Genomic DNA, 21,727 nt, shown 5'->3' on the forward strand with positions numbered 1-21,727 from the left:
CAGCGATCGCGGACAGGTACTGTCCGCAAGGCTGTCTCAGATGGCGGGTCGGGTCACCGAGACCGACAGGTCGTTGTCCCGCGTGAAGTACGGTCCCGCCTCCAGCGGCTCGTGCGGCGTCCGCACGAGCGTCCGGGGGTAGGTGAGCACGGCCTTCTTGTCGGCGATGTCGTCCAGCAGCCGCGCGATCCGCACCCGCGGCCCGGCCTCTCCGCCGGGTCTGAGCCACAGGTCCCAGATGCCGGGAGCGAGCGGCGCGTACGCCACCGAGAGGTCGAACTCGTCCTGGTCGACGGCGACCTCGACGCGGCGGGCGGGGCCCGCGGAGTGCCGGTCCCGCAGTTCGGCGTATGCCTCGGGGGTGAGGCTGGTGCCGTAGACACGGCCGCGGAGAGTCAGTCCGGCGTCCTTGAGCCTCAGGTCGCCCGCCTCGGCGTGCGGGGCGCGCAGCCAGCTGCGGACGGTGAGGTTGCCCTGCCGGGTGGCGTAGGGGATGCGCACGGCGACATGGCCGCGGGAGCCGCTCGGGGTGCGGGCGGCGAGGGAGCGCAGGTCGGTGGTGCCCGGTACGAGACGCCGGGGCTCGTCGTCGGCCGCGCACACGTAGGCGTCCCAGCGGCCCTCTGGCAGGGCGACCGTGCTGGGCAGGGCGGCCCGCAGCCGGCCGTCTCCGGCCGGGACCAGGGGCAGAGCGACCTCCTCGTGCCCGTCAGGCTCGTCGCGTCTGCGCAGCACCAAGTGCGCCACGTCGCTCGTCCCGCGGGCGGTGACGTCGAACGTCAGTCCACCGGCGGAATCGGCGAGGCAGTCGGCGCGCAGCGGTGCGACCCGCGGAGCGGGCATCGTCATACGGTGGGCGTCCTCCCTCGGCCTTTGCTGCCCCTTTAGACCGCCGTTCGGTCCTTTTGGTTGCCTCACACGGCATCTTCACCGTCATCACGGCTGATACGGCAGTTGTGGAACGTCGAAACAAGTGGTGTTCATGTCCCCCTGGGAGACCCATCCCCGCCCGTCCTCCCAGCGGGCCACCGACAGACAGGTCCGGCGACTCCCGGGCGGCTCGGGCATTCGTTCGAACACCACCGGGACGAGCAGTCCGCCCGCGGTGTATCCCTCGCTGCGGTTCACGAAGCCGTCGACGCACGCGCGCGTGACGCCCGTCTCCCGCGCCGCGCAGTCCTTCGCCGCCTCCGCGAACCACCGTGCGGCCGCCCACCCCTCCAGCTGCCACTGCGCGTGCGCCTTGAGGCCCTCGGTGGCGTCCCGGAACTCCCGTACGGCCGGATGGCCGGTGTCCTCGAAGTTGCGGCTGGATCCGGTGGCCCACAGGGCGTTGCGGCAGCGCGGGGCGTCCTTGTAGTCGTCGGGGACGGTGGACGTCCAGTTCTGTACGTTCGTGACCTTGGCGGTGACCTCGACGCCGGCGTCGTCCATGGCCTCGCACAGCCGGGCGTTGCCGTGGCTGTCGATGGCGTCGAAGACCAGGTCGGCGCCCTGTTCCTTCAGGTCGGCCGCCACGGCGCGGAAGTTGGGCAGCGCGAAGTCGACCTGCTCGGTGACGACCTTGTAGCCCTCGGCCCTCAGCCCCCGCTCGACGAGCGAGGCGTAGGCGGCGGACGCGGCCTGGTTGTAGGAGACGACGGCGGCGGTCCGGGCACCGTGCTCGCGCTTGAAGTACCGGTAGACCTCGGTGCCGCCGTACTGCTTGCCGGCCCAGCCGGTGGTGCCGTTCCGGGGCGCGAGGCTGCCGTAGATGCCGTACAGGTGCGGCCAGGTGTCGTAGGCCGCCCCGATGGGCTGGCCGCCGATGTCGGGCACGCGCGCGCGGGAGACGCGGGAGGCGCCCGCGTAGTCGAGGGCGGTGGTCGCGACCAGGGCGACCACCTTGTCCTCGTCGATGAGCCGGTGCACGCAGGTGTTGTTGCCGACGCCACTGCCGCCGTCGTCGCACTCGCGCACCTCGACCTTCCGGCCGTCGATGCCCCCGCGCGCGTTGAGGCGCTCGAAGTACGCCTTGGCGCCGTCGCGCGGTCCGGTGAAGGCGTCGCCGCCGACCGGGCTGGTGGCGCTGGTGATGACGCCGACGCGGATCGGGCCGCTGTCCCGCGCGCCGTCCCGGGTCGCCGTCGCCCGTTCCCGGTGCTCGAAGTCGCTCTCCGGCAGGCGGCTGCCGCAGGCCGTGGCCAGGGCGAGCAGCAGCACCGCGGCGAGGGCCTCAGCAGCCCGGGAGCGCCGAGGCCGAGGCATTGCCGCTCATCGCCACCAACGCGCACAGCGTCTTCGCCGAGACCTTCCAGGTGCCGTCCTGCTCGACCGTGGTCCCGGCGGCGCCCGGCAGGGCGGTGGCGCCGTTCAGCGCCAGGTCGTACGTCACGTTCGCCTCGGTCGGCGAGGTGAACTCCACCTCGGTCACCGTCGCCTGGACCTGCCCGCCGCGCTCGTCACCGCTGAAGGCCGCGAGCACGGGTGCCATCTGCTCGCCGTTCTCCAGGACGGCCTGCTTCTGCTGCGTGGAGGTCTTCGGGTCGAAGAACTTCCGCCAGTTCGTCGCGATCTCCCGCTCGGCCGCGGCGGCGTCGGCGGGCCCGGACGCCGAAGGGGACGCCGGTTCGCTCGTCGTCCGTTCCACCGAGGGTGTGGGAGGCGGGGTGTCGCCGCTCCCGCCCCCGCTGTCGTCACTGCACGCCGTCAGGGCCGCGGCGAGGACGAACACCGCCGCCACCACCAGCCCACGGCTGCCGTTCCCCCACGTGCGGTCGCTCCCGAGAACCATCTGGCTCACCACCGGGTGTCGGTCCGGGCCGTGCGCGCCCGGTGCTTTCAGGGTCAGGTCGTAGGAGGCATAGTGCAAGCCATTGGCTGACATGGACAGGCACGTGCACAGATACCCGACGTGTGGGAGCCAGAGATGCGGACAGGCCGACTGCGGAGCGTGCACCCCGTCCTGTGGGCCGGCTGGGCCGCCCTCGCCGCCGGGGCCGTGCTGTGCGTCCTCGGCTGGTACGGCGTCTCGGGCGAGCGCTACGCCGAGCGCCAGCTGCCCTACCTGGCCTCCTGCACGATTCCCGGCGCCGCCCTGATCATCGCCGGCGCGATCCTCCTCACCCACGCGCGCGGCGCGCTCGCCGCCGCGCGCGTGGAGGAGCTGCACAGCCTGCTGGTGGCCGCCGAGCCCGCCGACGCGGAGGACCCCGACGGGGCGGCGGCCATGCCCCTGGCGGTCAGCGGGGACCTCCTGATGGTCCCGGGCGGCACCCTCTGGCACCGGGCGGACTGCCCGCTGGTCGCCGGGAAGGTGGAGGCCGTACCGGTGGACGCGAAGCTGCTGGCCGGCGGCGAACTGGGCCCCTGCCCGATCTGCGACCCCGCCGAAGACACCGACTGATGTCCTCCCTGACCTACGACCTCACCCTGGCCGGTCTGTCGGTGGGCGGCGCGGCCGCGCTCACCGGGATCGGCCTGATCGTGACGTACCGCGCGACCGGCGTGCTCAACTTCGCGCACGGGGCGATCGCCATGGTGTGCGCGTACGTGGTGCGGCAGTGCGTGGTCGAGTGGGGCTGGCCGCTGTGGCTCGCCGCCACGGTGACCCTGGTGTTCCTGGCCCCGGCTCTCGGCGTGGCGCTGGAGCGTTTCGTCTTCCGGCCGCTGTCGGTCCTGGGAGGCGATCCGGCGCAGACCCTCGTGGCGTCCCTCGGGGTGTTCGTGCTGCTGGTGGGCGGGGCCGCGCTGGTGTGGGGGCAGGGGGCGCGGGACGACGCCCCGGAGTTGGTGCCGGCGGATCCGTGGGGGCAGCTCGCCGTCGTCCTGGTGCTGGCCGCCGGGGTCGGCTCGGTGATCCGCTGGACGCGTTTCGGCAGGGAGCTGCGGGCGGTGGTGGACGACCGAGGGCTGGCGGTGCTCGGCGGGATCGACGCGGACCGGGTGGCGGCGGCCGGCTGGGCGTTCGGCTCGTTCACGGCGGGCCTGACGGGCGTCCTGCTGGCGCCGTACGTACGCCTCGACCCGTACGGTCTGCCGCTGCTCGTCATGGAGGTGGTGGCGGTCGCGGTGGCCGCGCGGATGCGCGGTCTGGCGGTGGCCGTGGTGGTGGCCCTCGGCATCGGCGTGGCGCAGAGCCAGTTGACGCGGCTGCACCCCTCCGGCTGGGGCGAGCCCCTGCTCCAGGCGGTCGGCGCGAACCTGTTCGTGGTGGCCCTGCTGGTCGCGGCGCTGCTGCTGCCCCGCGTCGGCACGCGGGACGCGCTCCCGCGCACGGCCACCGCGCGCGTGCCCACCCCGCCGGGCGCGTGGATCGTCGCGGCCGTGCTGTTCCTGCTGCCGCTCGGCTTCGCGGGCTCGGACCTGCACACGTCGGTCCAGGTACCGGCGCTCGGCGTCGTACTGCTGTCCCTGGTCGTGGTCACCGGGCGCGGCGGCCAGATCTCCCTGGGTCAGGCGGCCTACGCGGGTCTGGGCGCCCTGTTCACGGCCCTGCTCGCGGCCGGACGCTTCCCGGGCCTGCCCCGCCTCCCCGAACTGGCCGCGCTGGCCGTGGCGGTGATCCTGGTGGCTCCCCTCGGCCTGCTGACGGGCTGGCCCGCGATCAGCCGCCGCGGTCTGGCCCTGGCGCTGGCCACCTTCGCGGTGGGCGTCGGGGTGAGCCGCTTCGTCTTCGCCCAGCCGTACGCGGTCTCCGGGCTGTCCCTGGGCCGCCCGGCCGGCTTCGACGGCGACCGCGCGTACTACGTCCTGGAACTGCTCCTGCTGGCCGCCGCCCTCCTGGCCACCCACGCCCTGCGCCGCGGCCGCACCGGCCGGGCCCTGGCCGCCATGCGGGACCACGAGGCGGGGGCGTCCGCGGCGGGCGTCCGTGTCCCCTCCCTCAAGCTCCTCGCCTTCGTCTCGGGCGCCGCCCTGGCCGCCCTCGGCGGCGGCCTGCTCGGCATGGGCCTGCGCGCCTTCGACCCCGCCGCCTACGACCCCGTCCGCGGCCTCCTCTGGTTCGCCGCGGTCGTCGTCCTCGGCGCCGACAGCACCCTCGGCGCCCTCACCGCGGCCGCCCTCCTCGTCGGCCTCGACGCGGGCGCCCGAGGCGGAGTGGCGGCCGCCCTGATCGGCCTCCTGGCCGTCCTGGTGGGCCGCTTCCCGGGCGGCCCGTACGAGGCGCTGCGCACGGCGACCGCCCGCCTGCGGACACGGCGCACTCCCCACCTGACCCCGGCAGGCGCACGGGCCCGACGGCGCCTGCACCCGACACCACGGGAGACCACCGCCCCCGCACCCCCGCGACAACAACCCGCGGCCGACAACGCAACTCGCACGGGTGGTGCGGGTGGGAAAACAGATCCGGCCGGAGGCCGGATGCCCACCCTCAAGGCCCGCCACCTCCACGCCCACTACAACGGCTTCACCGCCCTGGACGGCGTCGACCTGGACATCCCCCCGGGCACGATCACCGCGATCATCGGCCCCAACGGCGCCGGAAAGAGCACCCTGTTCCACTGCCTGGCCGGCACCCACCACCCCACCTCCGGCCAGGTCCTCTACGACGGCCAGGACATCACCCACCGCGCCCCCCACACCCGCACCCGCCTCGGCATCGCCCGCACCTTCCAACAACTCGCCGTCTTCCCGACCTTGACCGTGGCCGAAAACGTGCGAGTGGGTGCCGAACAGGGACGCGTCACAGACCCGGCCGCGGCAGAACAAGCCCTCAGACTGCTCGGCCTGGAAGGCCTCCGCACACACCCCGCAGCCAACCTCCCCACCGGCACACTCCGACGCGTCGAACTGGCCAGAGCCCTGGCGGGCTCCCCGAGGGTCCTCCTCCTCGACGAACCCGCCGCCGGCCTGGACTCCACCGAGGTGACCGCTCTGACCCGCGTCCTCAAGGCCCTCGCCGCCGACGGCACCGCCCTCCTCGTCGTGGAGCACGACCTCGACCTGGTCGCCGGCCTCGCCGACGTCGTCCACGTCATGACGGCCGGCCGCATCGTCGCCTCGGGCCCGCCCGACCGGGTCCTGGACACCCTCGGCCCCCAGGAGGCCGTATGACCGCCACCCTGGAACTGCGCCACGCGCGCGTGCGCTACGGCCCTCTGGAGGCCCTGCACGGCATCACCCTCGCCGCCCCGGCCCCCGGCCTCACCGTCCTGCTGGGCCGCAACGGCTCGGGCCGTACGACCGTCCTGCGCGCCCTGGCCGGAACGGTCCCGCTCTCCGCGGGCAGGGTGGTCTGGGACCGCGCCGACATCACCCACGTGCCCCCTTACGAGCGCGCCCGCCACGGCCTGTGCCTGGTCCCCGAACGCCAGGCGGTGTTCGGCTCCCTCACCGTGCGCGAGAACCTCGAACTGGCCGCCCGGGCCCACAGGACGACGGCCTACGACCTCGCCCTGGACGCCTATCCGCAGCTGGCTCCCCTGCTCGACCGCCGCGCCGGCACCCTCTCCGGCGGCGAGCAGCGGATGCTCGCCCTCTCCCGCGCCCTGCTGGCCCGCGCGCGCGTGGTGCTCGTGGACGAGCCGGCGCAGGGCATGTCCCCCGCGGTCGCGGCCCGCACGTACGACCTGCTGTGCTCGCTCGACGCGTGCGTGGTCGTCGCCGAACAACGCCTGCCGCCCGCACTGCACGACCGGCCGACGACGGTGGTGGTGTACCAATTGCGCCGCGGAACGGTCGAGTTCGGCGGGGAGGCCGGCGAGTTCCGGCGCCGGGAAGCGGTGTGAAGGCCGTCGCCGGGACGAGGGTCGGGCCCCACCCGGCGCACCGGACGGGGCCCCGTACCCGGGGAGGGGTGCGGCTCAGAGTTCGAGACGCTGCCCGGGCACGATCGTGTCGGGGTCGTCGCCGATGACGGCCTTGTTGGCGGCGTGGAGCCGCTGCCAGGTGGTCCCGTGCCGGGCGGCGATACCGCTCAGCGTGTCGCCCGCGCGGACGGTGTAGTCGCCGCGGGAGGCACTGCGGTCCGTGTGGCCGGTCGTGCGCGCCGGCACCTCGGCGGGCTTCGACGGGGCGGACTTGGTGGTCGCCGACCCGGAGGAGACCGCGGGTGCGCCGCCGGACGCTCCGGCCCGGGCCGAACAGGTCGGCCAGGCGTTCCACCCCTGGGCCCGCTGGACCTTCGTGGCCACGGCGATCTGCTGATCCCTGCTCGCCCGGTCGGCGGTCGGCGCGTAGGCCGTACCGCCGTACGCGCGCCAGGTGCTCGCGGAGAACTGGAGCCCTCCGTAGTAGCCGTTTCCGGTGCTGATGTGCCAGTTGCCGCCGCTCTCGCACTGGGCGATGCGGTCCCACACTCCGCTGTCCGCCGCCACGGCGTTGCCGGTCGCGGCCAGCATCCCCAGAGGGGCGAGCAGTGCGGCCCCGGACAGGACCGCCGTCGTACGAGTCCGCGTCGTACGGGTCTGCCCCGTACGGGCTTGCGTCTTACGAGCGTTGTCGCGAGTGGTATCGGCACATTCGGACATGTGTTTCCCTCTCGAAGGACCCGGGGTCCCCCAAGGCGGGGCGCGCTCCCGGCACGGGCCGGATCGTCGCGCTCCGCCCCGTCCGCCGGAGGTGGTGCGATGAGCTGGCTTGGTTCGGCCGGCGGACGTACCCGAGCGGTGCTCGCTGCACACGGCGGAGGAATGTAGACAGGGCGACCGGCCGGTTTCAATCAATCCCTTGTCATTCCAGGCCAGTTAGCCGTTACCGCAGGTATCGGCATTTTCTGGCCACCCACTTCATTCGCCGATTTCAGGATTTGTCGACCAACCGACTCGACGATCTGTGACCCACCTCACCGAACCAACTTCCTTTGATTTCCGAGGAATTGACGATGAGTGCCGCATTCCGCCCTCGTCGTGACCCTGCGCGTCGGATGGTTCGATTCCGTTCGCCGTGGGGCGTGACTCCCGCCACAGATCGCCCGTTGTCTTCTTCATGAGCCCGGGACCCGCCCGGTTCACGGACCGGGAGCCACCCGGCCCCGCCACGCATCACATCCCGAGGGAGCCACCCGTGCCGCGCATGCTCGACGTCAGCGACGAGGTACGCGCCGAGATCGGCGACGAAGAAGCCGACCGGCTGCTCGCCGGCGAGAACGCCCCCGGCAGCTACGACTGCACGTCCTGCCGCACTCCGGGCGACTCCGAACAGGAGCGCACCAGCACCGTCCTGTTCATCGGCGACGAGACGGCCGTTCTCGCCTTCGCCCACGCCACCTGTCTGCCCTCGCAGGTCGTCCAGGTGACCGAGGAGCAGCTCCAGGGCGCGGTGAAGTCCATCACCGGCGACACCGTCGACCTGGAGCCCGACAAGATCGCGCCCGAGCAGGCCGTGCTCGGCATCACCAGCGGACTCGTCCTGATCGCCGGGGAGTTGCACCCGGCCCTGGTCGTCGAGCCGACCGCGCCGATCGTGCGGCCCGGGGCGACCGGCGCCGGTGACGACTTCCTGCCGCTGCTCATCGAGCAGGGGTTCATGCCGCTGACGTCGATCGACTCGGCGCCGTCCGTGCTGCACGGGTGGTCGGTGCTGCTGGCCATGGGGCAGCTGCACGCGGTGCTCCAGCCCGGCGCGACCGGGGGGCAGCCGGTGGCGTGGTGGCAGGCGCACCATCCGCTTCAGGTGACCGAGAGCTGGCGGGCCGCCGCCAACAAGCACCAGCAGGTGCTGATGTTCGCGGCGCCGGTGGGGTCGATCGGGCGGCAGCCCCGGGAGGACCTGCTGCGGGACGCGCTGGACAAGGCCGCGGCCAACGGGAAGCTGGTCGCGGCGGCGATGCCTCTCGCCGGTACGTGAACACGCGCCTCCTCGAACCCCGCACCCCCGGAACGACCCCGCATCTCTTTATGTGCGGGGTCGTTTGGACAGACGTGCACGCATACGACGTTTCGCGCCGCCACTCGTTCCCGTCGATCCCGTCCTCGCGGTCGACGCAGGAGCCTTTCTGCGGCCCATCGGTCACACCGATCTACGACGCGCTCTACGCCGAGTACGTCAAGTCGTTCCGTTCCCTGCCGGGTGACCGCAGTGGCGAGGACGAGTTGGGCTTCACGGCCTTCGGGAACATCCCGCACGGCTCGGGGTCGTTCACCAACTCGTACAGCGCCTACAGCGCCGGTGCGTACAACGCTCGCCAGCAGTCGCAGTGGCAGCGCGTAGGACAGATGCAGCAGATGCACCACGTGCCGGCAGCGCTGCCGCCCGGTCCACGCCGGGGGTTCTGAGACGTATGAGAGAGGGCGGCTTCCCCGGTCGGGAAGCCGCCCTCTCTCATGCGTGCGTCACTTCTTCCTGCCGCGCTTCTCGCGCACCCGCACCGAGATGTGGATCGGGGTGCCCTCGAAGCCGAACTCCTCGCGCAGGCGGCGCTCGATGAAGCGCCGGTAGCCGGCCTCGATGAAGCCGGAGGCGAAGAGCACGAACCGCGGCGGCCGGGTGCCGGCCTGGGTGCCGAAGAGGATGCGCGGCTGCTTGCCGCCCCGGATCGGGTGCGGGTGGGCGGCGACCAGCTCGCCGAGGAAGGCGTTCAGGCGGCCCGTGGGGACGCGGGTCTCCCAGCCGGCGAGGGCGGTCTCGATCGCCGGGACCAGCTTCTCCATGTGCCGGCCGGTGGTCGCCGAGACGTTCACCCGGGGCGCCCAGGCGACCTGGCCGAACTCGGTCTCGATCTCCCGCTCCAGGTAGTAGCGGCGCTCCTCGTCGAGGGTGTCCCACTTGTTGTAGGCGATGACCAGGGCGCGGCCGGCGTCGACCGCCATGGTGACGATCCGCTGGTCCTGGACCGAGATGGACTCGGAGGCGTCGATCAGGATGACCGCCACCTCGGCCTTCTCGACGGCGGCCGCGGTGCGCAGCGAGGCGTAGTAGTCGGCGCCCTGCTGGAGGTGGACGCGCTTGCGGATGCCCGCCGTGTCGACGAACTTCCAGATGACACCGCCGAGTTCGATGAGCTCGTCGACGGGGTCACGGGTGGTGCCGGCCATCTCGTTGACGACGACGCGGTCCTCGCCGGCCACCTTGTTCAGCAGCGAGGACTTGCCGACGTTCGGGCGGCCGATGAGGGCGATGCGGCGCGGGCCGCCGATCCCACTGCCGCCGAAGGTCTGCTCGGGCGCCTCCGGCAGGGCTTCCAGGACGGCGTCCAGCATGTCGCCGGTGCCACGGCCGTGCAGCGAGGAGACCGGGTGCGGCTCGCCGATGCCGAGGGACCACAGAGCTGTGGCGTCGGCCTCGCCGCTCGGTCCGTCGACCTTGTTGGCGCAGAGCACCACGGGCTTGTTGGCCTTGCGGAGCAGTCGTACGACGGCCTCGTCGGTGTCGGTGACGCCGACCTTGGCGTCGACGACGAAGACGACGGCGTCGGCGGCCTCGATGGCGTACTCGGCCTGGGCGGCGACCGAGGCGTCGATACCGAGGACGTCCTGCTCCCAGCCGCCGGTGTCGACGACCTTGAAGCGGCGGCCCGCCCACTCGGCCTCGTAGGTGACGCGGTCGCGGGTGACGCCCGGCTTGTCCTCCACGACGGCCTCGCGGCGGCCGATGATCCGGTTCACCAGGGTCGACTTGCCGACATTCGGGCGGCCGACGACGGCGAGCACGGGCAGCGGGCCGTGGCCGGCCGCCTCGATCGCGCCCTCGACGTCCTCCGGGTCGAAGCCCTCTTCCGCGGCGAGCTCCATGAACTCCGCGAACTCGGCATCGCCAAGCGCCCCGTGGTCGTGCTCCTCGCCCGAGCCGTCGGAGTGGATGTGGTCGTTCATGAAGTCCGTACCTCGTTCATCGTGGTGATCGGTGGACCGGCCGGCCCTTGTTCGCCGGGGTGATCCACTACTCAGTGTCGCCTAGCGGCCGGTCAGCCGCCTGGCGTTTTCCAGGTGCGCGGTGAGCTGCTTCTGGATGCGTTCGGTCGCCTCGTCGAGGGCCTTGCGCGTACGTCGTCCGCTGCCGTCGCCCGCCTCGAAGGGGTCTCCGAAGACGACGTCGACGCGGCTGCGCAGGGGAGGCAGCGTCTTTATCAACCGGCCGGGCCGGTCCGAACTTCCCAGCACGGCGACCGGGACGATCGGGGCGCCGCCCCGCACCGCGAAGTACGCGAGCCCGGCCCGCAGCGCGGCGAAGTCGCCCTCGCCCCGGGTGCCCTCCGGGAAGATGCCGAGGGCGCCGCCGGCCGTCAGGACGTCGATCGCCCGGGTGATCGCCCCGCGGTCGGTGCCCGTGCGGTCCACCTTCACCTGGCCGATGGCCGTCAGGAACGGGTCGAGCGGCCCGATGAACGCCTCCTTCTTGATCAGGAAGTGCGTCGGCCGGGGCGCCACGCCCATGACCATGGGGCCGTCGATGTTGTGGGAGTGGTTGACCGCGAAGATCACGGGGCCGGTCGCGGGAACCTTCCAGGCGCCCAGCACCCGCGGCTTCCACAGCCCGTACATCAGGCCGACGCCGATGCGCCGCCCGACCTCGGCGCCGCGCTCGGAAGGCTGTTCGCTCACTTCCCGGCCCGCTTCTCCTCGACCAGGGTGACCACGCACTCGATGACCTGCGCGAGGGTGAGCTCGGTGGTGTCCACCTCGACCGCGTCGCCGGCCTTGGCCAGCGGCGAGGTCTTACGGCTGGAGTCGGCCGCGTCGCGCTTGATCAGGGCCTCGCGGGTGGCGTTGACGTCGGCGCCCTTGAGCTCACCGCTGCGCCGGGCGGCCCGTGCCTCCGGGGAGGCGGTGAGGAAGATCTTCAGGTCGGCGTCGGGCAGCACGGTCGTGCCGATGTCCCGGCCCTCGACGACGATGCCCTGCTCCGCGGAGGTGGCGATGGTGCGCTGGAGCTCGGTGATCCGGGCCCGCACCTCGGGTACCGCGCTGACCGCGCTGACCTTGGAGGTGACCTCCTGGGTGCGGATCGGGCCGGCCACGTCGGTGCCGTCGACCGTGATCGTGGGGTTGGCCGGGTCGGTGCCGGAGACGATGTCCGCCTTGCCGGCCGCGGCGGCGATCGCGTGCGGGTCCGCGATGTCGATCCCGTTGTTCACCATCCACCACGTGATCGCCCGGTACTGGGCGCCGGTGTCGAGGTAGCTCAGACCGAGCTGTGCGGCCACGGCCTTCGACGTGCTCGACTTGCCCGTGCCGGAGGGGCCGTCAATGGCGACAATCACGGGCTGGGCGGCGCCGTTTTCCACGGGGGGACACCTTCCTGGTGCGGTGTGGCGGGGTGCGGGGGCGTGAAAGTGCCCCGCACAAGGTTACTGGCTCCCCGGAACCTCTCCGACAAGCGGACGACCCGGGAGGATCACTGCCTGAGCGCCCACCCGCGTTCCCGCAGCGCCGCCGTCAGCACGGGCACCGCCTTGGGCTCCACCATCAGCTGCACCAGACCGGCCTGCTGCCCGGTCGCGTGCTCGATGCGCACGTCCTCGATGTTGACCCCGGCCATCCCGGCGTCGGCGAAGATCCGGGCCAGCTGCCCCGGCTGGTCGTCGATCAGCACCGCCACGACCTCGTACGCCCGCGGGGCGGACCCGTGCTTGCCGGGCACCCGGACCTGGCCGGCGTTCCCGCGCCGCAGCACGTCCTCGATGCCGGTGGTGCCCTCGCGCCGCTTGTCCTCGTCCGAGGACTGAAGGGCCCGCAGCGCCCGGACCGTCTCGTCGAGGTCGGCGGAGACGTCCGTCAGGAGGTCGGCGACCGGCCCCGGGTTCGCGGAGAGGATGTCGATCCACATCCGGGGGTCGGACGCGGCGATCCGCGTCACGTCCCGGATGCCCTGCCCGCACAGTCGTACGGCGGCCTCCTCGGCGTTCTCCAGACGCGCGGCGACCATGCTGGACACCAGGTGGGGCATGTGGGAGACGAGGGCGACGGCACGGTCGTGGGCGTCGGCGTCCATGACGACCGGGACGGCACGGCAGTGCGAGACCAGCTCCAGGACGAGGTTCAGCACCTCGGTGTCGGTGTCCCGGGTCGAGGTCAGCACCCAGGGGCGGCCCTCGAAGAGGTCACCGGTCGCGGCGAGCGGGCCGGACTTCTCGCGGCCGGACATCGGGTGGGTGCCGATGTACGCCGACAGGTCCAGGCCCAGCGCCTGGAGCTCGCGGCGCGGGCCGCCCTTGACGCTGGCCACGTCGATGTAGCCGCGCGCCGCGCCCCGGCGCATGGCGTCGGCGAGCACCGCGGCCACATGGGCGGGCGGGGCGGCGACGATCGCGAGGTCGACCGGCCCCTCGGGGGCCTCGTCCGTACCGGCGCCCAGCGCGGCCGCCGTACGGGCCTGCTCGGGGTCGCGGTCGGTGAGATGGACGGCGACGCCCCGCTGGGACAGCGCGAGGGCGGCGGACGTACCGATGAGCCCGGTGCCGATGACGAGGGCGGTCCTCACTGCGCGATGTCCTTGCGCAGGGCGGCCGCGGCACCGAGGTAGACGTGCGCGATGTCGGCGCGGGGCCGCTCGGACTCGATGTGCGCGAGGACCCGGACGACACGCGGCATGGCGCCCTCGATGTCCAGTTCCTGGGCGCAGATCAGCGGTACGTCGACGATGCCGAGCTTGCGGGCCGCGGCGGCCGGGAAGTCGCTGTGCAGGTCGGGCGTGGCCGTGAACCAGATGCTGATGAGGTCGTCCTGGTCCAGTTCGTTCCGCTCCAGGATGGCGGTGAGCAGGGCCCCGACCTGCTCGTCCATGTGGCCGGCTTCGTCCCGTTCGAGTTGGACGGCGCCCCGGACCGCTCGTACCGCCACGGCGATGCTCCTTGCTGATGTACGTATCGGCTCTGTGTACATCCAGCCTAGTCAGCCCCCATCGGGCCGGTGAGGGCCGCCCGCCCGCTGAGACGGGGCCGGCGTCCGCCGTATCAATGTCACGGGAATCACCCAATTCCGCCACTTGGGGTGGAAGGCCCGGTGCGCCTCTTTACGCCGGGGCCACCGGTCCGCTCTGATGGCAGAACACTTTGCCTCGGGGGAGGCCCCTCATGAAGCGTCTCGGACCGCTTGCCACTCTGCTCGCGGGACTGCTGCTCGGCCTGTTCATGCTCTCGCTCAACGCGACCACCGGGGAGAAGACCGCCTCGTCCTCGGGGTACCAGTCGCCCGACACCAAGGCGTCACCGAAGCCCTCCGGGACGAGCCCGTCGCCCTCGCCCACGAACTCACCCACGAAACCGCCGCCGGCACCCGTGCCCGACGCCGGCTACGCGGGCCGTACCGACGACGACTCCGCCTCCGTCGCCGTGACCACCGAGGACGGCAAGGCGGTCGCGTACTACTGCGACGGCCGCACCAAGGAGGCGTGGCTCAAGGGCGACGTCGAGGACGACGGGTCCATGAGGCTCACCGGCAAGAACGGCGCCGAACTGAACGGCACCCTCAAGCAGGGCAAGCGCATCAGCGGCACCGTGACGGTCGGCGGCGGACGCCAGGCCTTCACGGCCGACCGGACGAAGGAGCCCGCGCTGTACCGGGCGACCACGACGGTCAACGGCACGGAGACCGACGGCGGCTGGATCGTCCAGGCGGACGGCAGCCAGGTCGGCATCCTCAACCGCGCGGGCAAGCCTTCACCTGCGCCCCGGATCGACCCCGAGACCGGTGCCGTGACGGTCGACGGCCGGCAGCTCACGGCCCGTCCCGTCAGCCCTTGATCACCTTGCTCCCTCCCGTCGACCTCTCCTGGAGTCGTTCATGACTGTCGACCCGAACGCCGCCACCCAGGACTTCCCCTCCCCCGAGCCCGCCCACCGGGCGCCGCATCCCGCCCGCTATCTCGTCCCGGCGCTCGTGGCCGGCGCGGTGGCGGTCGGGCTGGGTGTGTACGGCAAGGTTCACGACCCGGCGGGCACCTCGTTCAACCTCGCCGGCTTCAGCAGCACCCAGGCGGTGAAGTCCTGGCTGGCGACGGCCGCGATCTTCTTCGCGCTCGTCCAGGTGGTCTCGGCGGCCATGGTGTACGGCAAGCTGCCGGGACCCCGCTGGTCGTCGGTGCTGCACCGCTGGTCGGGCCGGGTGGCCTTCCTGGTGTCGGTTCCGGTGGCGGTGCACTGCTTGTACGCGTTGGGCTACCAGACATACGAATCGCGCGTTCTGTGGCACTCCCTCCTGGGTTGTTTCTTCTTCGGTGCTTTCAGTGCGAAGATGCTGCTGCTCCGCTCGGAGCGACTGCCCGGCTGGCTGCTGCCGGTCGTCGGCGGTGTGGTCTTCACCGCCCTCACGGTCATCTGGCTGACCTCAGCCCTCTGGTTCTTCCGCACCTTCGGAGTGACGACATGACGCAGGACCCGACGCGGCGCACGATCCTTCTCGCGACGGGCGCGGCCGCGCTCACCGTCGGGTGCAGCGAGTACGGCGGCGAGAGTGACTCCGGGTCGTCCTCGGTCGCCGCCTCCGCCGGTCAGGAACTGGCGAAGACCGGCGACATCCCGGTCGGCGGGGGCACGATCTTCAAGGACGAGAAGATCGTGGTGACCCAGCCGACCCAGGGCGAGTTCAAGGCCTTCTCGAACATCTGCACCCACCAGCAGTGTCCGGTGGCGAACGTCTCCGACGGCACCATCAACTGCACCTGCCACGGCAGCAAGTTCAAGATCACGGACGGTTCGGTGGCCAACCCGCCCGCGACGAAGCCGCTGCCCGAGAAGCAGATCAAGGTGACGGGCGACTCCATCACCCTGGCCTGACCCCAGGAGCCGGGACCCGAACGACAGCCAGGCCCGTCAGGCGTCCCAGAGCGCCCCGAGCGTCACCAGTTCGCCCTGGTACTCGATCCGGTCCGCCCAGTCCCGGGGCCAGACCTCGGAGCCCAGATGCGCGCCCGCGAAGGCGCCCGCCAGACAGGCGATCGAGTCCGAGTCCCCGGAGGTGCAGGCCGCCCGGCGCAGGGCGGTCAGCGGCTCGTCGACGAAAAGCAGGAAGCACAACAGGCCGGTCGCCAGCGCCTCTTCGGCGATCCAGCCCGCCCCGGTGGCCAGGCACGGGTCGGTCTCGGGCGAGGGGCTGCGCAGGGCGCGCTGGAGGCGCTCCAGGCTTTCCAGGCACTCGTCCCATCCCCGGGTGATGAAGTGCTCGGGTGTCGGGTCCTGACTCCGCGTCCACAGATCGCCGAGCCAGCGCTCGTGGTAGTGGCTGCGGTTCTCCAGGGCGTACGACCGCAGCAGCCCGACCAGTCCGGTCGGTTCGGTCCCCTGCGCGAGCAGCCGTACGGCGTGCGCGGTGAGGTCGGACGCGGCCAGTGCCGTCGGATGCCCGTGGGTGAGGGCGGCCTGCAACTGGGCGGCGCCCGCGCGCTGTTCGTCGCTCAGCCCGGGGACGAGCCCGAGGGGTGCGACCCGCATGTTGGCTCCGCAGCCCTTGGAGCCGATCTGGCTGGCCTCCTGCCAGGGCAGGTGCGGGCGCTCCAGCAGTTCACAGGCCCGCAGGCAGGTGTTGCCCGGGGCGCGGTTGTTCTCGGGCGAGCGGTTCCAGGCGATGAACTCCTGCCGTACCGGCTCGACCATCTCCTCGGGCCGGAGTACGCCCCGGTCCGTCGCCGTCCGCAGTCCCCGCGCCAGGGCCAGCGTCATCTGCGTGTCGTCGGTGACGATCGCGGGCGTCGGCAGCCGCATCTCGCGCCATGGGCCGCACTTGGCGAGGATCGACGGCACGTCGTTGAACTCCGTCGGAAACCCGAGCGCGTCCCCGAGGGCGAGCCCGATGAGCGCTCCGGTGGCGGCGCGCTTGGTGAGGGTCGTGGTCATGCGGGGCGTCCTTCCCGGGACGGTCGGAGGAGGGGCGGGTAGAGGGCGGTGGCCGTACCCGCGCGGTACACCGCGGCCGGTTTGCCGCGCCCGCCGGTCAGCCGCGCGGCACCCGGCACCGCCTCGACGAAGCCGGGCGTGGCGAGCACCTTGCGGCGGAAGTTGGGCCGGTCCAGGGCGGTGCCCCAGACGGTCTCGTAGACCTGCTGGAGCTCGCCGAGGGTGAACTCCGGCGGGCAGAAGGCGGTGGCCAGGCAGGTGTACTCGAACTTGGCGCCGACGCGTTCGTGGGCGTCGGCCAGGATCCGGTCGTGGTCGAAGGCGAGCGGTCCGGCCTTGTCGTACGGCACCCAGCGGGCCTCGGCCGCGTCGCTGCCGCCGTGCGGCTCGGGCGGGTCCGGGAGCAGCGCCGCGAAGGCGACCGACACGACCCGCATCCGGGGGTCCCGGTCCGGCTCGCTGTAGGTCCGCAGCTGCTCCAGGTGCAGTCCGGAGACGTCGGCCAGGCCGGTCTCCTCGGCGAGTTCGCGCCGGGCCGCCCTCTCCGCGGACTCGTCCGGGTGCAGGAACCCACCGGGGAGCGCCCAATGGCCGCGGTACGGCTCCTGTCCGCGCTCGACGAGCAGCACATGCAGCGCACCCTCCCGCAGCGTGAGGACAGCGAGGTCGACGGTCACCGCGAAGGGTTCGTGGGCGTACTTGTCGTAGCCCTGCACCACCCCCACCCCCTTTAATAGTCACTACGACTATAAAGAGGGTGGGGGTGTCGGCACAACCCCCGGGCCGAACCGGCGGCTTGTGTTGCCGAACCGGCGGCTTATGGTCCGGAGGCCGCTCGCGAGGGCGCGAACAGCGCCACCACCGCCCCCGTGGCCGCCACTCCCGCCGACACCCACAGCGCGGGCGCGGCCCCGTCCAGGAAGTCGGCCGGTGAGGCGTAGCCGCCGTAGGTGGTGAAGACCGCGGCGACGGTGGCGACGCCGAAGACCCCGCCCAGTTCGCGCAGCGCGTTGTTGACGCCGGCCGCGATGCCCGCCTCGCTCAGCGGCACCGAGGCGGTCACGGCGTTGGCCACGCTCGGGAACACCAGCGAGATGCCGACGCCCGCGATGACCAGCGGGACGACGAGACGGCCGTATCCGACGCCGGGCTCGACCTGCCAGGCCAGCAGGGCGAGGCCCAGACCCTGGAGCGCCAGTCCGGCCAGCATGAAGGGCCGGGTGCCGTACCGGTCCGCGAGCGCACCCGCGATCGGGGCTACCAGCAGCGGCATGCCGTTCCAGACGAGAACGCGGACGCCCGCCTCCAGGGGCGAGTAGCCAAGCCCGAACTGGAAGAGCTGGGTGACCGTGAAGAGGGCGCCGAGCAGGGAGGCGAAGAGGAGGAAGGCGGCCGCGTTGGCGGTGGAGAAGCCGCGTCGGCGGAAGTGCTCCAGGGGCAGCATCGGATACCGGGCGCCCTTGCGCTCCCACCCGAGGAAGGCCGTGGTGAACACCACCCCGGCGACCAGCGCGGTCAGCACCTCCGCGCTCCCCCACCCCGCCTCCGGCGCCCGCACCGGCGCCCAGGCCAGACCCGTCAGACCGACGGCCGCCAGCACCAGCCCCACGATGTCGAGCCGGGGCCGTGTGCCATAGCTCTCCTGGAGCTTCGTGGCGGCGAAGGGGAGCATCGCGAGCCCGATCGGCACGTTCAGCCAGAAGATCCACTGCCAGGACAGTCCCTCGGTGACGGCCCCGCCCAGCACCGGCCCGGCCGCCACACCCAGCCCGGTCACCCCGCCCCACAGGCCGATCGCGACCCCTCGTTTCTCGGCCGGGAAGGCCTCGCTGATGAGGGTCAGGGTGAGCGGCAGCAGAACGGCCGCTCCGGCGCCCTGGAGGACGCGCGCGCCGATGAGCTGGTCCGCGCTGCCGGCGAGGGCCGCGGTGGCGGACGCCAGGGTGAACACGGCGAGCCCGACGACGTACATGCGCCGCCGCCCGAAGCGGTCGCCGAGCGCGGCGCCGGTCAGGGTGAGGCAGGCGAAGGCGAGGTTGTAGGCGTTGATCGTCCATTCCAGTTCGGACAGGCTCGCCCCGAAGTCGGCCCGCAGGGCGGGCAGTGCGGTGGCGACGACCACGACGTCCAGGGAGCACAACAGCGCCCCGAGCCCGGCGAGAATCACCGTCCACGCGCGCGGTGGTGGTGCCTTCTCGGGGGGCGGGGTGCTGAGGGGGACCTTGAGGAGGTCGGTCATGACAGTGCCTTCCGTGAGTTCTTGAGGTCACTCACGGAAGGCAGACCCGCCTCACCCCGGAAAGGAATCGCGGCGCCCCAGGAAGGCCAGCAGACGGGCGTCCGGCCGGGCGCGGTCCGGCACGGCGACCGGCGCGGCGAACCGCACCCCCCGGTCCTCCTCCGCGACCAGGCACCGGGCGAGCGGCAGCAACTCGGCCGCGAGGGCGACCGGGATGGGCCGGGGCCGCCCGCACGCCTGGGCGACGTCCCAGCCGTGCACGGCGATCTCGACGGCGCCCACGACGGCCATCACCCGCACGTCCAGCGGCCGTTCACCGACGAGGACCCGCCCCGGCGGACCGGCGGACCAGGCGCCGAGCACCGCACCCGCGCGCGTGCGGAAGCCGCAGGCGCGGTCGGTGTGGGGCAACAGCCCGATCCGCCCGCCCGTCAGCCCCTCGTACAACGCGTCCAGCGAGTCGTCGAGATGCCCGAGCAGGTGCTCCAGGTCCCACGCGGCACACGGGGTGCGCCGCTCCAGAGGGCCGTCCCCCACCTCGGCGACGCTCCCCCAGGCGTAGGCGAGCGAACGCTCCAGCAGCTCCCCGGAGTTCACGACAGCACCGGGGACAGGCCGAAGCGGGCGAACAGCTCCGGCTCCAGGAAGGCCGTGATGCGCGCGATCGCACCGCCCCGGACGGCGAGCACCTGCACGGAGTGCGCGCGCAGCACACCGTCCGCGCCCCGCTCGTACATCGCGACGGCCGGCTGTCCGTTCGCCCGGACCGGCACCATCCGCAGCCTCCCCGGCTCGCGCACCCGCGCCCCGAAGAACCGCAGCACGTCCTTCTTCCCGCTGAACCACTCCAGGTGGGGCGGCATCTCCAGCTCGATGCCGTCCTGGAGGAGCCCGAGCAGGGCGTCCAGGTCGGCGTTCTCGAAGGCGGCCATGTAGCGGTCGAGCACCTCGCGGTCGGCGGCGCCCCCGGGTTCGACGACGAGGTCCTCGTCCGGGGCCACCTCGTCGAGCCGGGCACGCGCGCGCTGGAGGGTGCTCTTGACCGCCGCGGTCGAGGTCCCGAGCATCGAGGCGACCTCCGGCGCCCGCCAGGCCAGCACGTCCCGCAGGATGAGCACGGCCCGCTGTCGGGCGGGCAGGTGCTGGAGCGCGGCGACCAGCGCGAGCCGCAGACTGCCGCGGGCCGCCACGACGGTCGCGGGGTCCACGAGCGCCTCGGGCAGCGGCTGGAGCCACGGAACATCCGTCGCGGAGGCCCTCAGCGGCTCCTCAGGGGCCTCTGACGGCCCGCCGAGCCCCGAGGGCAGCGGACGCCGCGCACGGCTCTCCAGCGCCGTCAGACACGTGTTGGTGGCGATGCGGTGCAGCCAGGTCCGCAGGGACGCCCGGCCCTCGTAGCCGTCGTAGGAGCGCCAGGCCCGCAGATAGGTCTCCTGGACCAGGTCCTCGGCCTCGTCCACCGAGCCCAGCATCCGGTAGCAGTGCGCCAGCAGCTCCCGCCGGTACGGGTCTGTCAGCCGTACGAACTCCTCGCGGTCCGAGGTCGTCGCGGTCATGGTGCTCCCTCCGTCACCGATACAGACCGGCGGGAGGGCGAAAAGGCATCGGCCGGTCCCGGAACGATCCGGAACCGGCCGACGTGAACAGTCGCTCAGGAGGGGTGCTCAGAGCGGGAGGGGTGCTTAGAGATCGACTTCCTTCATCAGCATCCCGACCTCGGTGTTGGACAGCCGCCGCAGCCAGCCCGACTTCTGGTCGCCCAGGGTGATCGGACCGAAGGCGACGCGCACCAGCTTGTCGACCGGGAAGCCGGCCTCCGCGAGCATGCGGCGGACGATGTGCTTGCGGCCCTCGTGGAGGGTCACCTCGACCAGGTAGTTCTTGCCGGTCTGCTCGACGACCCGGAAGTGGTCCGCCTTCGCGTACCCGTCCTCCAGCTGGACGCCGTCCTTGAGCTGCTTGCCCAGGTCGCGCGGGATCGGGCCCACGATGTGCGCGAGGTAGACCTTCTTCACGCCGTACTTGGGGTGGGTCAGCCGGTGGGCCAGCTCGCCGTGGTTGGTGAGCAGGATGACGCCCTCGGTCTCGGTGTCGAGCCGCCCCACGTGGAAGAGCCGCGTCTCACGGTTGGTGACGTAGTCCCCGAGGCACTGCCGGCCCTCGTTGTCCTCCATCGTCGAGACGACACCGGCGGGCTTGTTCAGCGAGAAGAACTGGTACGACTGCGTCGCCACGGTCAGGCCGTCGACCTTGACCTCGTCCTTCTCCGGGTCGACGCGCTTGCCCTGCTCCAGGACGATCTCGCCGTTGACCTCGACCCGCGCCTGCTCGATCAGCTCCTCGCAGGCCCGCCGGGAGCCGTAGCCCGCGCGCGCGAGGATCTTCTGGAGCCGCTCGCCCTCCTGCTCGGCGCCCGGGAAGGTCTTGGGCAGCTTGACGTCCTTCTTGCCCGCGTACCGCTCCCGGTTGCGCTCCTCGGCCCGCGTCTCGTACTCACGCGAGGTCGCCGGAGCCGACCGCCCACGCTGCTGGGGCTTCTTCGGCCCGCCCTTGGCGCCGCCGCGGGCCGCGCCGCCGCGCCCCGCCTTCGGGCCCTCGTGGGACGCGCCGGGGCCCACGTCGTAGCGGCGCTCCTCCGGGCGCGGCTTCTTCGGCCTGCCGCCCTGCTTGTCGTCCCGGTCGTTCCCGGCACCGCGGTGGTTACCGCGGCCACCGCTGCTCCCGCCGCGGCCGCCGCTGTTGCCACCACGGCTCCCGCCGTTGTTTCCGCTGCTGTTCCTGCCGCTACTGCTTCGCAT

General features: G+C 72.5%; 23 protein-coding genes. 8 read left to right on the top strand and 15 right to left on the bottom strand.

Features of this window, described 5'->3' with window-relative positions; all coding sequences use genetic code 11:
- Positions 1 to 36: 36 nt before the first annotated feature.
- The 3 genes from SLINC_RS10615 to SLINC_RS10625 form a co-directional block, all read right to left on the bottom strand.
- The gene (locus tag SLINC_RS10615; RefSeq protein WP_067429880.1) at positions 37 to 849 is read right to left on the bottom strand and encodes a hypothetical protein; all 813 of its coding nucleotides are present in this window, start codon (positions 847 to 849) and stop codon (positions 37 to 39) included.
- Positions 850 to 936: 87 nt separating this feature from the next.
- On the bottom strand, positions 937 to 2,247 hold the full coding sequence (locus SLINC_RS10620) for an ABC transporter substrate-binding protein (RefSeq protein WP_067429882.1): 1,311 nt from the start codon (positions 2,245 to 2,247) through the stop codon (positions 937 to 939).
- Positions 2,216 to 2,773 (bottom strand): MTB12 C-terminal domain-containing protein, encoded by a 558-nt coding sequence (locus SLINC_RS10625; protein ID WP_067445206.1) that lies wholly within the window; start codon positions 2,771 to 2,773, stop codon positions 2,216 to 2,218. Before SLINC_RS10625 ends, SLINC_RS10620 begins: the two co-directional genes overlap by 32 nt.
- Positions 2,774 to 2,908: 135 nt before the next feature.
- Here SLINC_RS10625 and SLINC_RS10630 point away from each other — a divergent pair, with 135 nt between their 5' ends.
- The 3 genes from SLINC_RS10630 to SLINC_RS10640 are packed head-to-tail and all read left to right on the top strand — an operon-like array spanning position 2,909 to position 6,710.
- Entirely contained in the window at positions 2,909 to 3,385 is a 477-nt protein-coding gene (locus tag SLINC_RS10630; protein ID WP_067429885.1) for a hypothetical protein, read from the top strand.
- Entirely contained in the window at positions 3,385 to 6,036 is a 2,652-nt protein-coding gene (locus tag SLINC_RS10635; RefSeq protein WP_067429888.1) for an ABC transporter permease subunit, read from the top strand. Before SLINC_RS10630 ends, SLINC_RS10635 begins: the two co-directional genes overlap by 1 nt.
- Positions 6,033 to 6,710 carry an ABC transporter ATP-binding protein gene (locus SLINC_RS10640; RefSeq protein WP_067429891.1) on the top strand — a complete coding sequence of 226 codons (678 nt, stop codon included), beginning with the start codon at positions 6,033 to 6,035 and terminating at the stop codon, positions 6,708 to 6,710. The genes SLINC_RS10635 and SLINC_RS10640 overlap by 4 nt, the downstream gene beginning before the upstream one ends.
- A gap of 75 nt (positions 6,711 to 6,785) precedes the next feature.
- Here the strand turns inward: SLINC_RS10640 and SLINC_RS10645 are convergent, their stop codons facing one another.
- Positions 6,786 to 7,451, bottom strand: a complete 666-nt coding sequence (locus SLINC_RS10645; protein ID WP_067429894.1) for a LysM peptidoglycan-binding domain-containing protein — start codon at positions 7,449 to 7,451, stop codon at positions 6,786 to 6,788.
- A 535-nt stretch (positions 7,452 to 7,986) separates the two neighbouring features.
- Between SLINC_RS10645 and SLINC_RS10650 the strand changes: the two genes are divergently transcribed.
- Both SLINC_RS10650 and SLINC_RS10655 read left to right on the top strand, forming a co-directional pair.
- Complete coding sequence (locus SLINC_RS10650; RefSeq protein ID WP_067429897.1) at positions 7,987 to 8,769, top strand: hypothetical protein; 783 nt, start codon at positions 7,987 to 7,989, stop codon at positions 8,767 to 8,769.
- Between the two features lie 74 nt (positions 8,770 to 8,843).
- Positions 8,844 to 9,197 (top strand): hypothetical protein, encoded by a 354-nt coding sequence (locus tag SLINC_RS10655; RefSeq protein ID WP_067445207.1) that lies wholly within the window; start codon positions 8,844 to 8,846, stop codon positions 9,195 to 9,197.
- A 57-nt stretch (positions 9,198 to 9,254) separates the two neighbouring features.
- On the opposite strand, the gene der is transcribed toward SLINC_RS10655, so the two are convergent.
- From der to aroH, 5 genes are all read right to left on the bottom strand, one after another.
- Complete coding sequence (der, locus tag SLINC_RS10660; protein ID WP_067429905.1) at positions 9,255 to 10,733, bottom strand: ribosome biogenesis GTPase Der; 1,479 nt, start codon at positions 10,731 to 10,733, stop codon at positions 9,255 to 9,257.
- 81 nt (positions 10,734 to 10,814) lie between these two features.
- Entirely contained in the window at positions 10,815 to 11,402 is a 588-nt protein-coding gene (locus SLINC_RS10665; protein ID WP_375141524.1) for a lysophospholipid acyltransferase family protein, read from the bottom strand.
- A 56-nt stretch (positions 11,403 to 11,458) separates the two neighbouring features.
- Complete coding sequence (gene cmk / locus SLINC_RS10670) at positions 11,459 to 12,145, bottom strand: (d)CMP kinase (protein WP_067429910.1); 687 nt, start codon at positions 12,143 to 12,145, stop codon at positions 11,459 to 11,461.
- A 110-nt stretch (positions 12,146 to 12,255) separates the two neighbouring features.
- Positions 12,256 to 13,341, bottom strand: coding sequence for a prephenate dehydrogenase (locus tag SLINC_RS10675; protein WP_067429913.1), 1,086 nt, complete (start codon positions 13,339 to 13,341; stop codon positions 12,256 to 12,258).
- Complete coding sequence (aroH, locus tag SLINC_RS10680; protein WP_067429917.1) at positions 13,338 to 13,700, bottom strand: chorismate mutase; 363 nt, start codon at positions 13,698 to 13,700, stop codon at positions 13,338 to 13,340. Before aroH ends, SLINC_RS10675 begins: the two co-directional genes overlap by 4 nt.
- A 233-nt stretch (positions 13,701 to 13,933) precedes the next feature.
- Here aroH and SLINC_RS10685 point away from each other — a divergent pair, with 233 nt between their 5' ends.
- From SLINC_RS10685 to SLINC_RS10695, 3 genes are read left to right on the top strand one after another with little or no spacing between them, the layout of a single operon-like run.
- Entirely contained in the window at positions 13,934 to 14,602 is a 669-nt protein-coding gene (locus SLINC_RS10685; protein WP_067429921.1) for a hypothetical protein, read from the top strand.
- Between the two features lie 40 nt (positions 14,603 to 14,642).
- Positions 14,643 to 15,227 (top strand): DUF6529 family protein, encoded by a 585-nt coding sequence (locus tag SLINC_RS10690; protein ID WP_067429924.1) that lies wholly within the window; start codon positions 14,643 to 14,645, stop codon positions 15,225 to 15,227.
- Positions 15,224 to 15,634 carry a Rieske (2Fe-2S) protein gene (locus tag SLINC_RS10695; protein ID WP_067429927.1) on the top strand — a complete coding sequence of 137 codons (411 nt, stop codon included), beginning with the start codon at positions 15,224 to 15,226 and terminating at the stop codon, positions 15,632 to 15,634. The genes SLINC_RS10690 and SLINC_RS10695 overlap by 4 nt, the downstream gene beginning before the upstream one ends.
- Before the next feature lie 36 nt (positions 15,635 to 15,670).
- Here SLINC_RS10695 and SLINC_RS10700 read toward each other — a convergent pair whose 3' ends face one another.
- The 6 genes from SLINC_RS10700 to SLINC_RS10725 form a co-directional block, all read right to left on the bottom strand.
- On the bottom strand, positions 15,671 to 16,690 hold the full coding sequence (locus tag SLINC_RS10700) for an ADP-ribosylglycohydrolase family protein (protein ID WP_067429930.1): 1,020 nt from the start codon (positions 16,688 to 16,690) through the stop codon (positions 15,671 to 15,673).
- Positions 16,687 to 17,415: an NUDIX hydrolase gene (locus SLINC_RS10705; protein WP_067429933.1), complete on the bottom strand. Its 729-nt coding sequence runs from the start codon at positions 17,413 to 17,415 to the stop codon at positions 16,687 to 16,689. The genes SLINC_RS10700 and SLINC_RS10705 overlap by 4 nt, the downstream gene beginning before the upstream one ends.
- Positions 17,416 to 17,507: 92 nt before the next feature.
- Positions 17,508 to 18,929: an MFS transporter gene (locus SLINC_RS10710; protein WP_067429936.1), complete on the bottom strand. Its 1,422-nt coding sequence runs from the start codon at positions 18,927 to 18,929 to the stop codon at positions 17,508 to 17,510.
- 51 nt (positions 18,930 to 18,980) lie between these two features.
- Entirely contained in the window at positions 18,981 to 19,526 is a 546-nt protein-coding gene (locus SLINC_RS10715; protein WP_067429939.1) for a TIGR03086 family metal-binding protein, read from the bottom strand.
- Positions 19,523 to 20,485, bottom strand: coding sequence for a sigma-70 family RNA polymerase sigma factor (locus SLINC_RS10720; protein WP_067429942.1), 963 nt, complete (start codon positions 20,483 to 20,485; stop codon positions 19,523 to 19,525). The genes SLINC_RS10715 and SLINC_RS10720 overlap by 4 nt, the downstream gene beginning before the upstream one ends.
- Before the next feature lie 126 nt (positions 20,486 to 20,611).
- The gene (locus SLINC_RS10725) at positions 20,612 to 21,727 is read right to left on the bottom strand and encodes a pseudouridine synthase (RefSeq protein ID WP_067429945.1); all 1,116 of its coding nucleotides are present in this window, start codon (positions 21,725 to 21,727) and stop codon (positions 20,612 to 20,614) included.

Origin of the sequence: Streptomyces lincolnensis (assembly GCF_001685355.1) — a bacterium.
Classification (GTDB): Bacteria; Actinomycetota; Actinomycetes; order Streptomycetales; family Streptomycetaceae; genus Streptomyces; species Streptomyces lincolnensis.

Bases quoted from the DNA above. Each gene is read 5' to 3' on its own strand.
- SLINC_RS10615 (WP_067429880.1), bottom strand. From the start codon at position 849: ATGACGATGCCCGCTCCGCGGGTCGCACCGCTGCGCGCCGACTGCCTC.
- SLINC_RS10620 (WP_067429882.1), bottom strand. From the start codon at position 2,247: ATGCCTCGGCCTCGGCGCTCCCGGGCTGCTGAGGCCCTCGCCGCGGTG.
- SLINC_RS10625 (WP_067445206.1), bottom strand. From the start codon at position 2,773: ATGGTTCTCGGGAGCGACCGCACGTGGGGGAACGGCAGCCGTGGGCTG.
- SLINC_RS10630 (WP_067429885.1), top strand. From the start codon at position 2,909: ATGCGGACAGGCCGACTGCGGAGCGTGCACCCCGTCCTGTGGGCCGGC.
- SLINC_RS10635 (WP_067429888.1), top strand. From the start codon at position 3,385: ATGTCCTCCCTGACCTACGACCTCACCCTGGCCGGTCTGTCGGTGGGC.
- SLINC_RS10640 (WP_067429891.1), top strand. From the start codon at position 6,033: ATGACCGCCACCCTGGAACTGCGCCACGCGCGCGTGCGCTACGGCCCT.
- SLINC_RS10645 (WP_067429894.1), bottom strand. From the start codon at position 7,451: ATGTCCGAATGTGCCGATACCACTCGCGACAACGCTCGTAAGACGCAA.
- der (WP_067429905.1), bottom strand. From the start codon at position 10,733: ATGAACGACCACATCCACTCCGACGGCTCGGGCGAGGAGCACGACCAC.
- SLINC_RS10665 (WP_375141524.1), bottom strand. From the start codon at position 11,402: ATGTACGGGCTGTGGAAGCCGCGGGTGCTGGGCGCCTGGAAGGTTCCC.
- SLINC_RS10685 (WP_067429921.1), top strand. From the start codon at position 13,934: ATGAAGCGTCTCGGACCGCTTGCCACTCTGCTCGCGGGACTGCTGCTC.
- SLINC_RS10690 (WP_067429924.1), top strand. From the start codon at position 14,643: ATGACTGTCGACCCGAACGCCGCCACCCAGGACTTCCCCTCCCCCGAG.
- SLINC_RS10695 (WP_067429927.1), top strand. From the start codon at position 15,224: ATGACGCAGGACCCGACGCGGCGCACGATCCTTCTCGCGACGGGCGCG.
- SLINC_RS10700 (WP_067429930.1), bottom strand. From the start codon at position 16,690: ATGACCACGACCCTCACCAAGCGCGCCGCCACCGGAGCGCTCATCGGG.
- SLINC_RS10710 (WP_067429936.1), bottom strand. From the start codon at position 18,929: ATGACCGACCTCCTCAAGGTCCCCCTCAGCACCCCGCCCCCCGAGAAG.
- SLINC_RS10720 (WP_067429942.1), bottom strand. From the start codon at position 20,485: ATGACCGCGACGACCTCGGACCGCGAGGAGTTCGTACGGCTGACAGAC.
- SLINC_RS10725 (WP_067429945.1), bottom strand. From the start codon at position 21,727: ATGCGAAGCAGTAGCGGCAGGAACAGCAGCGGAAACAACGGCGGGAGC.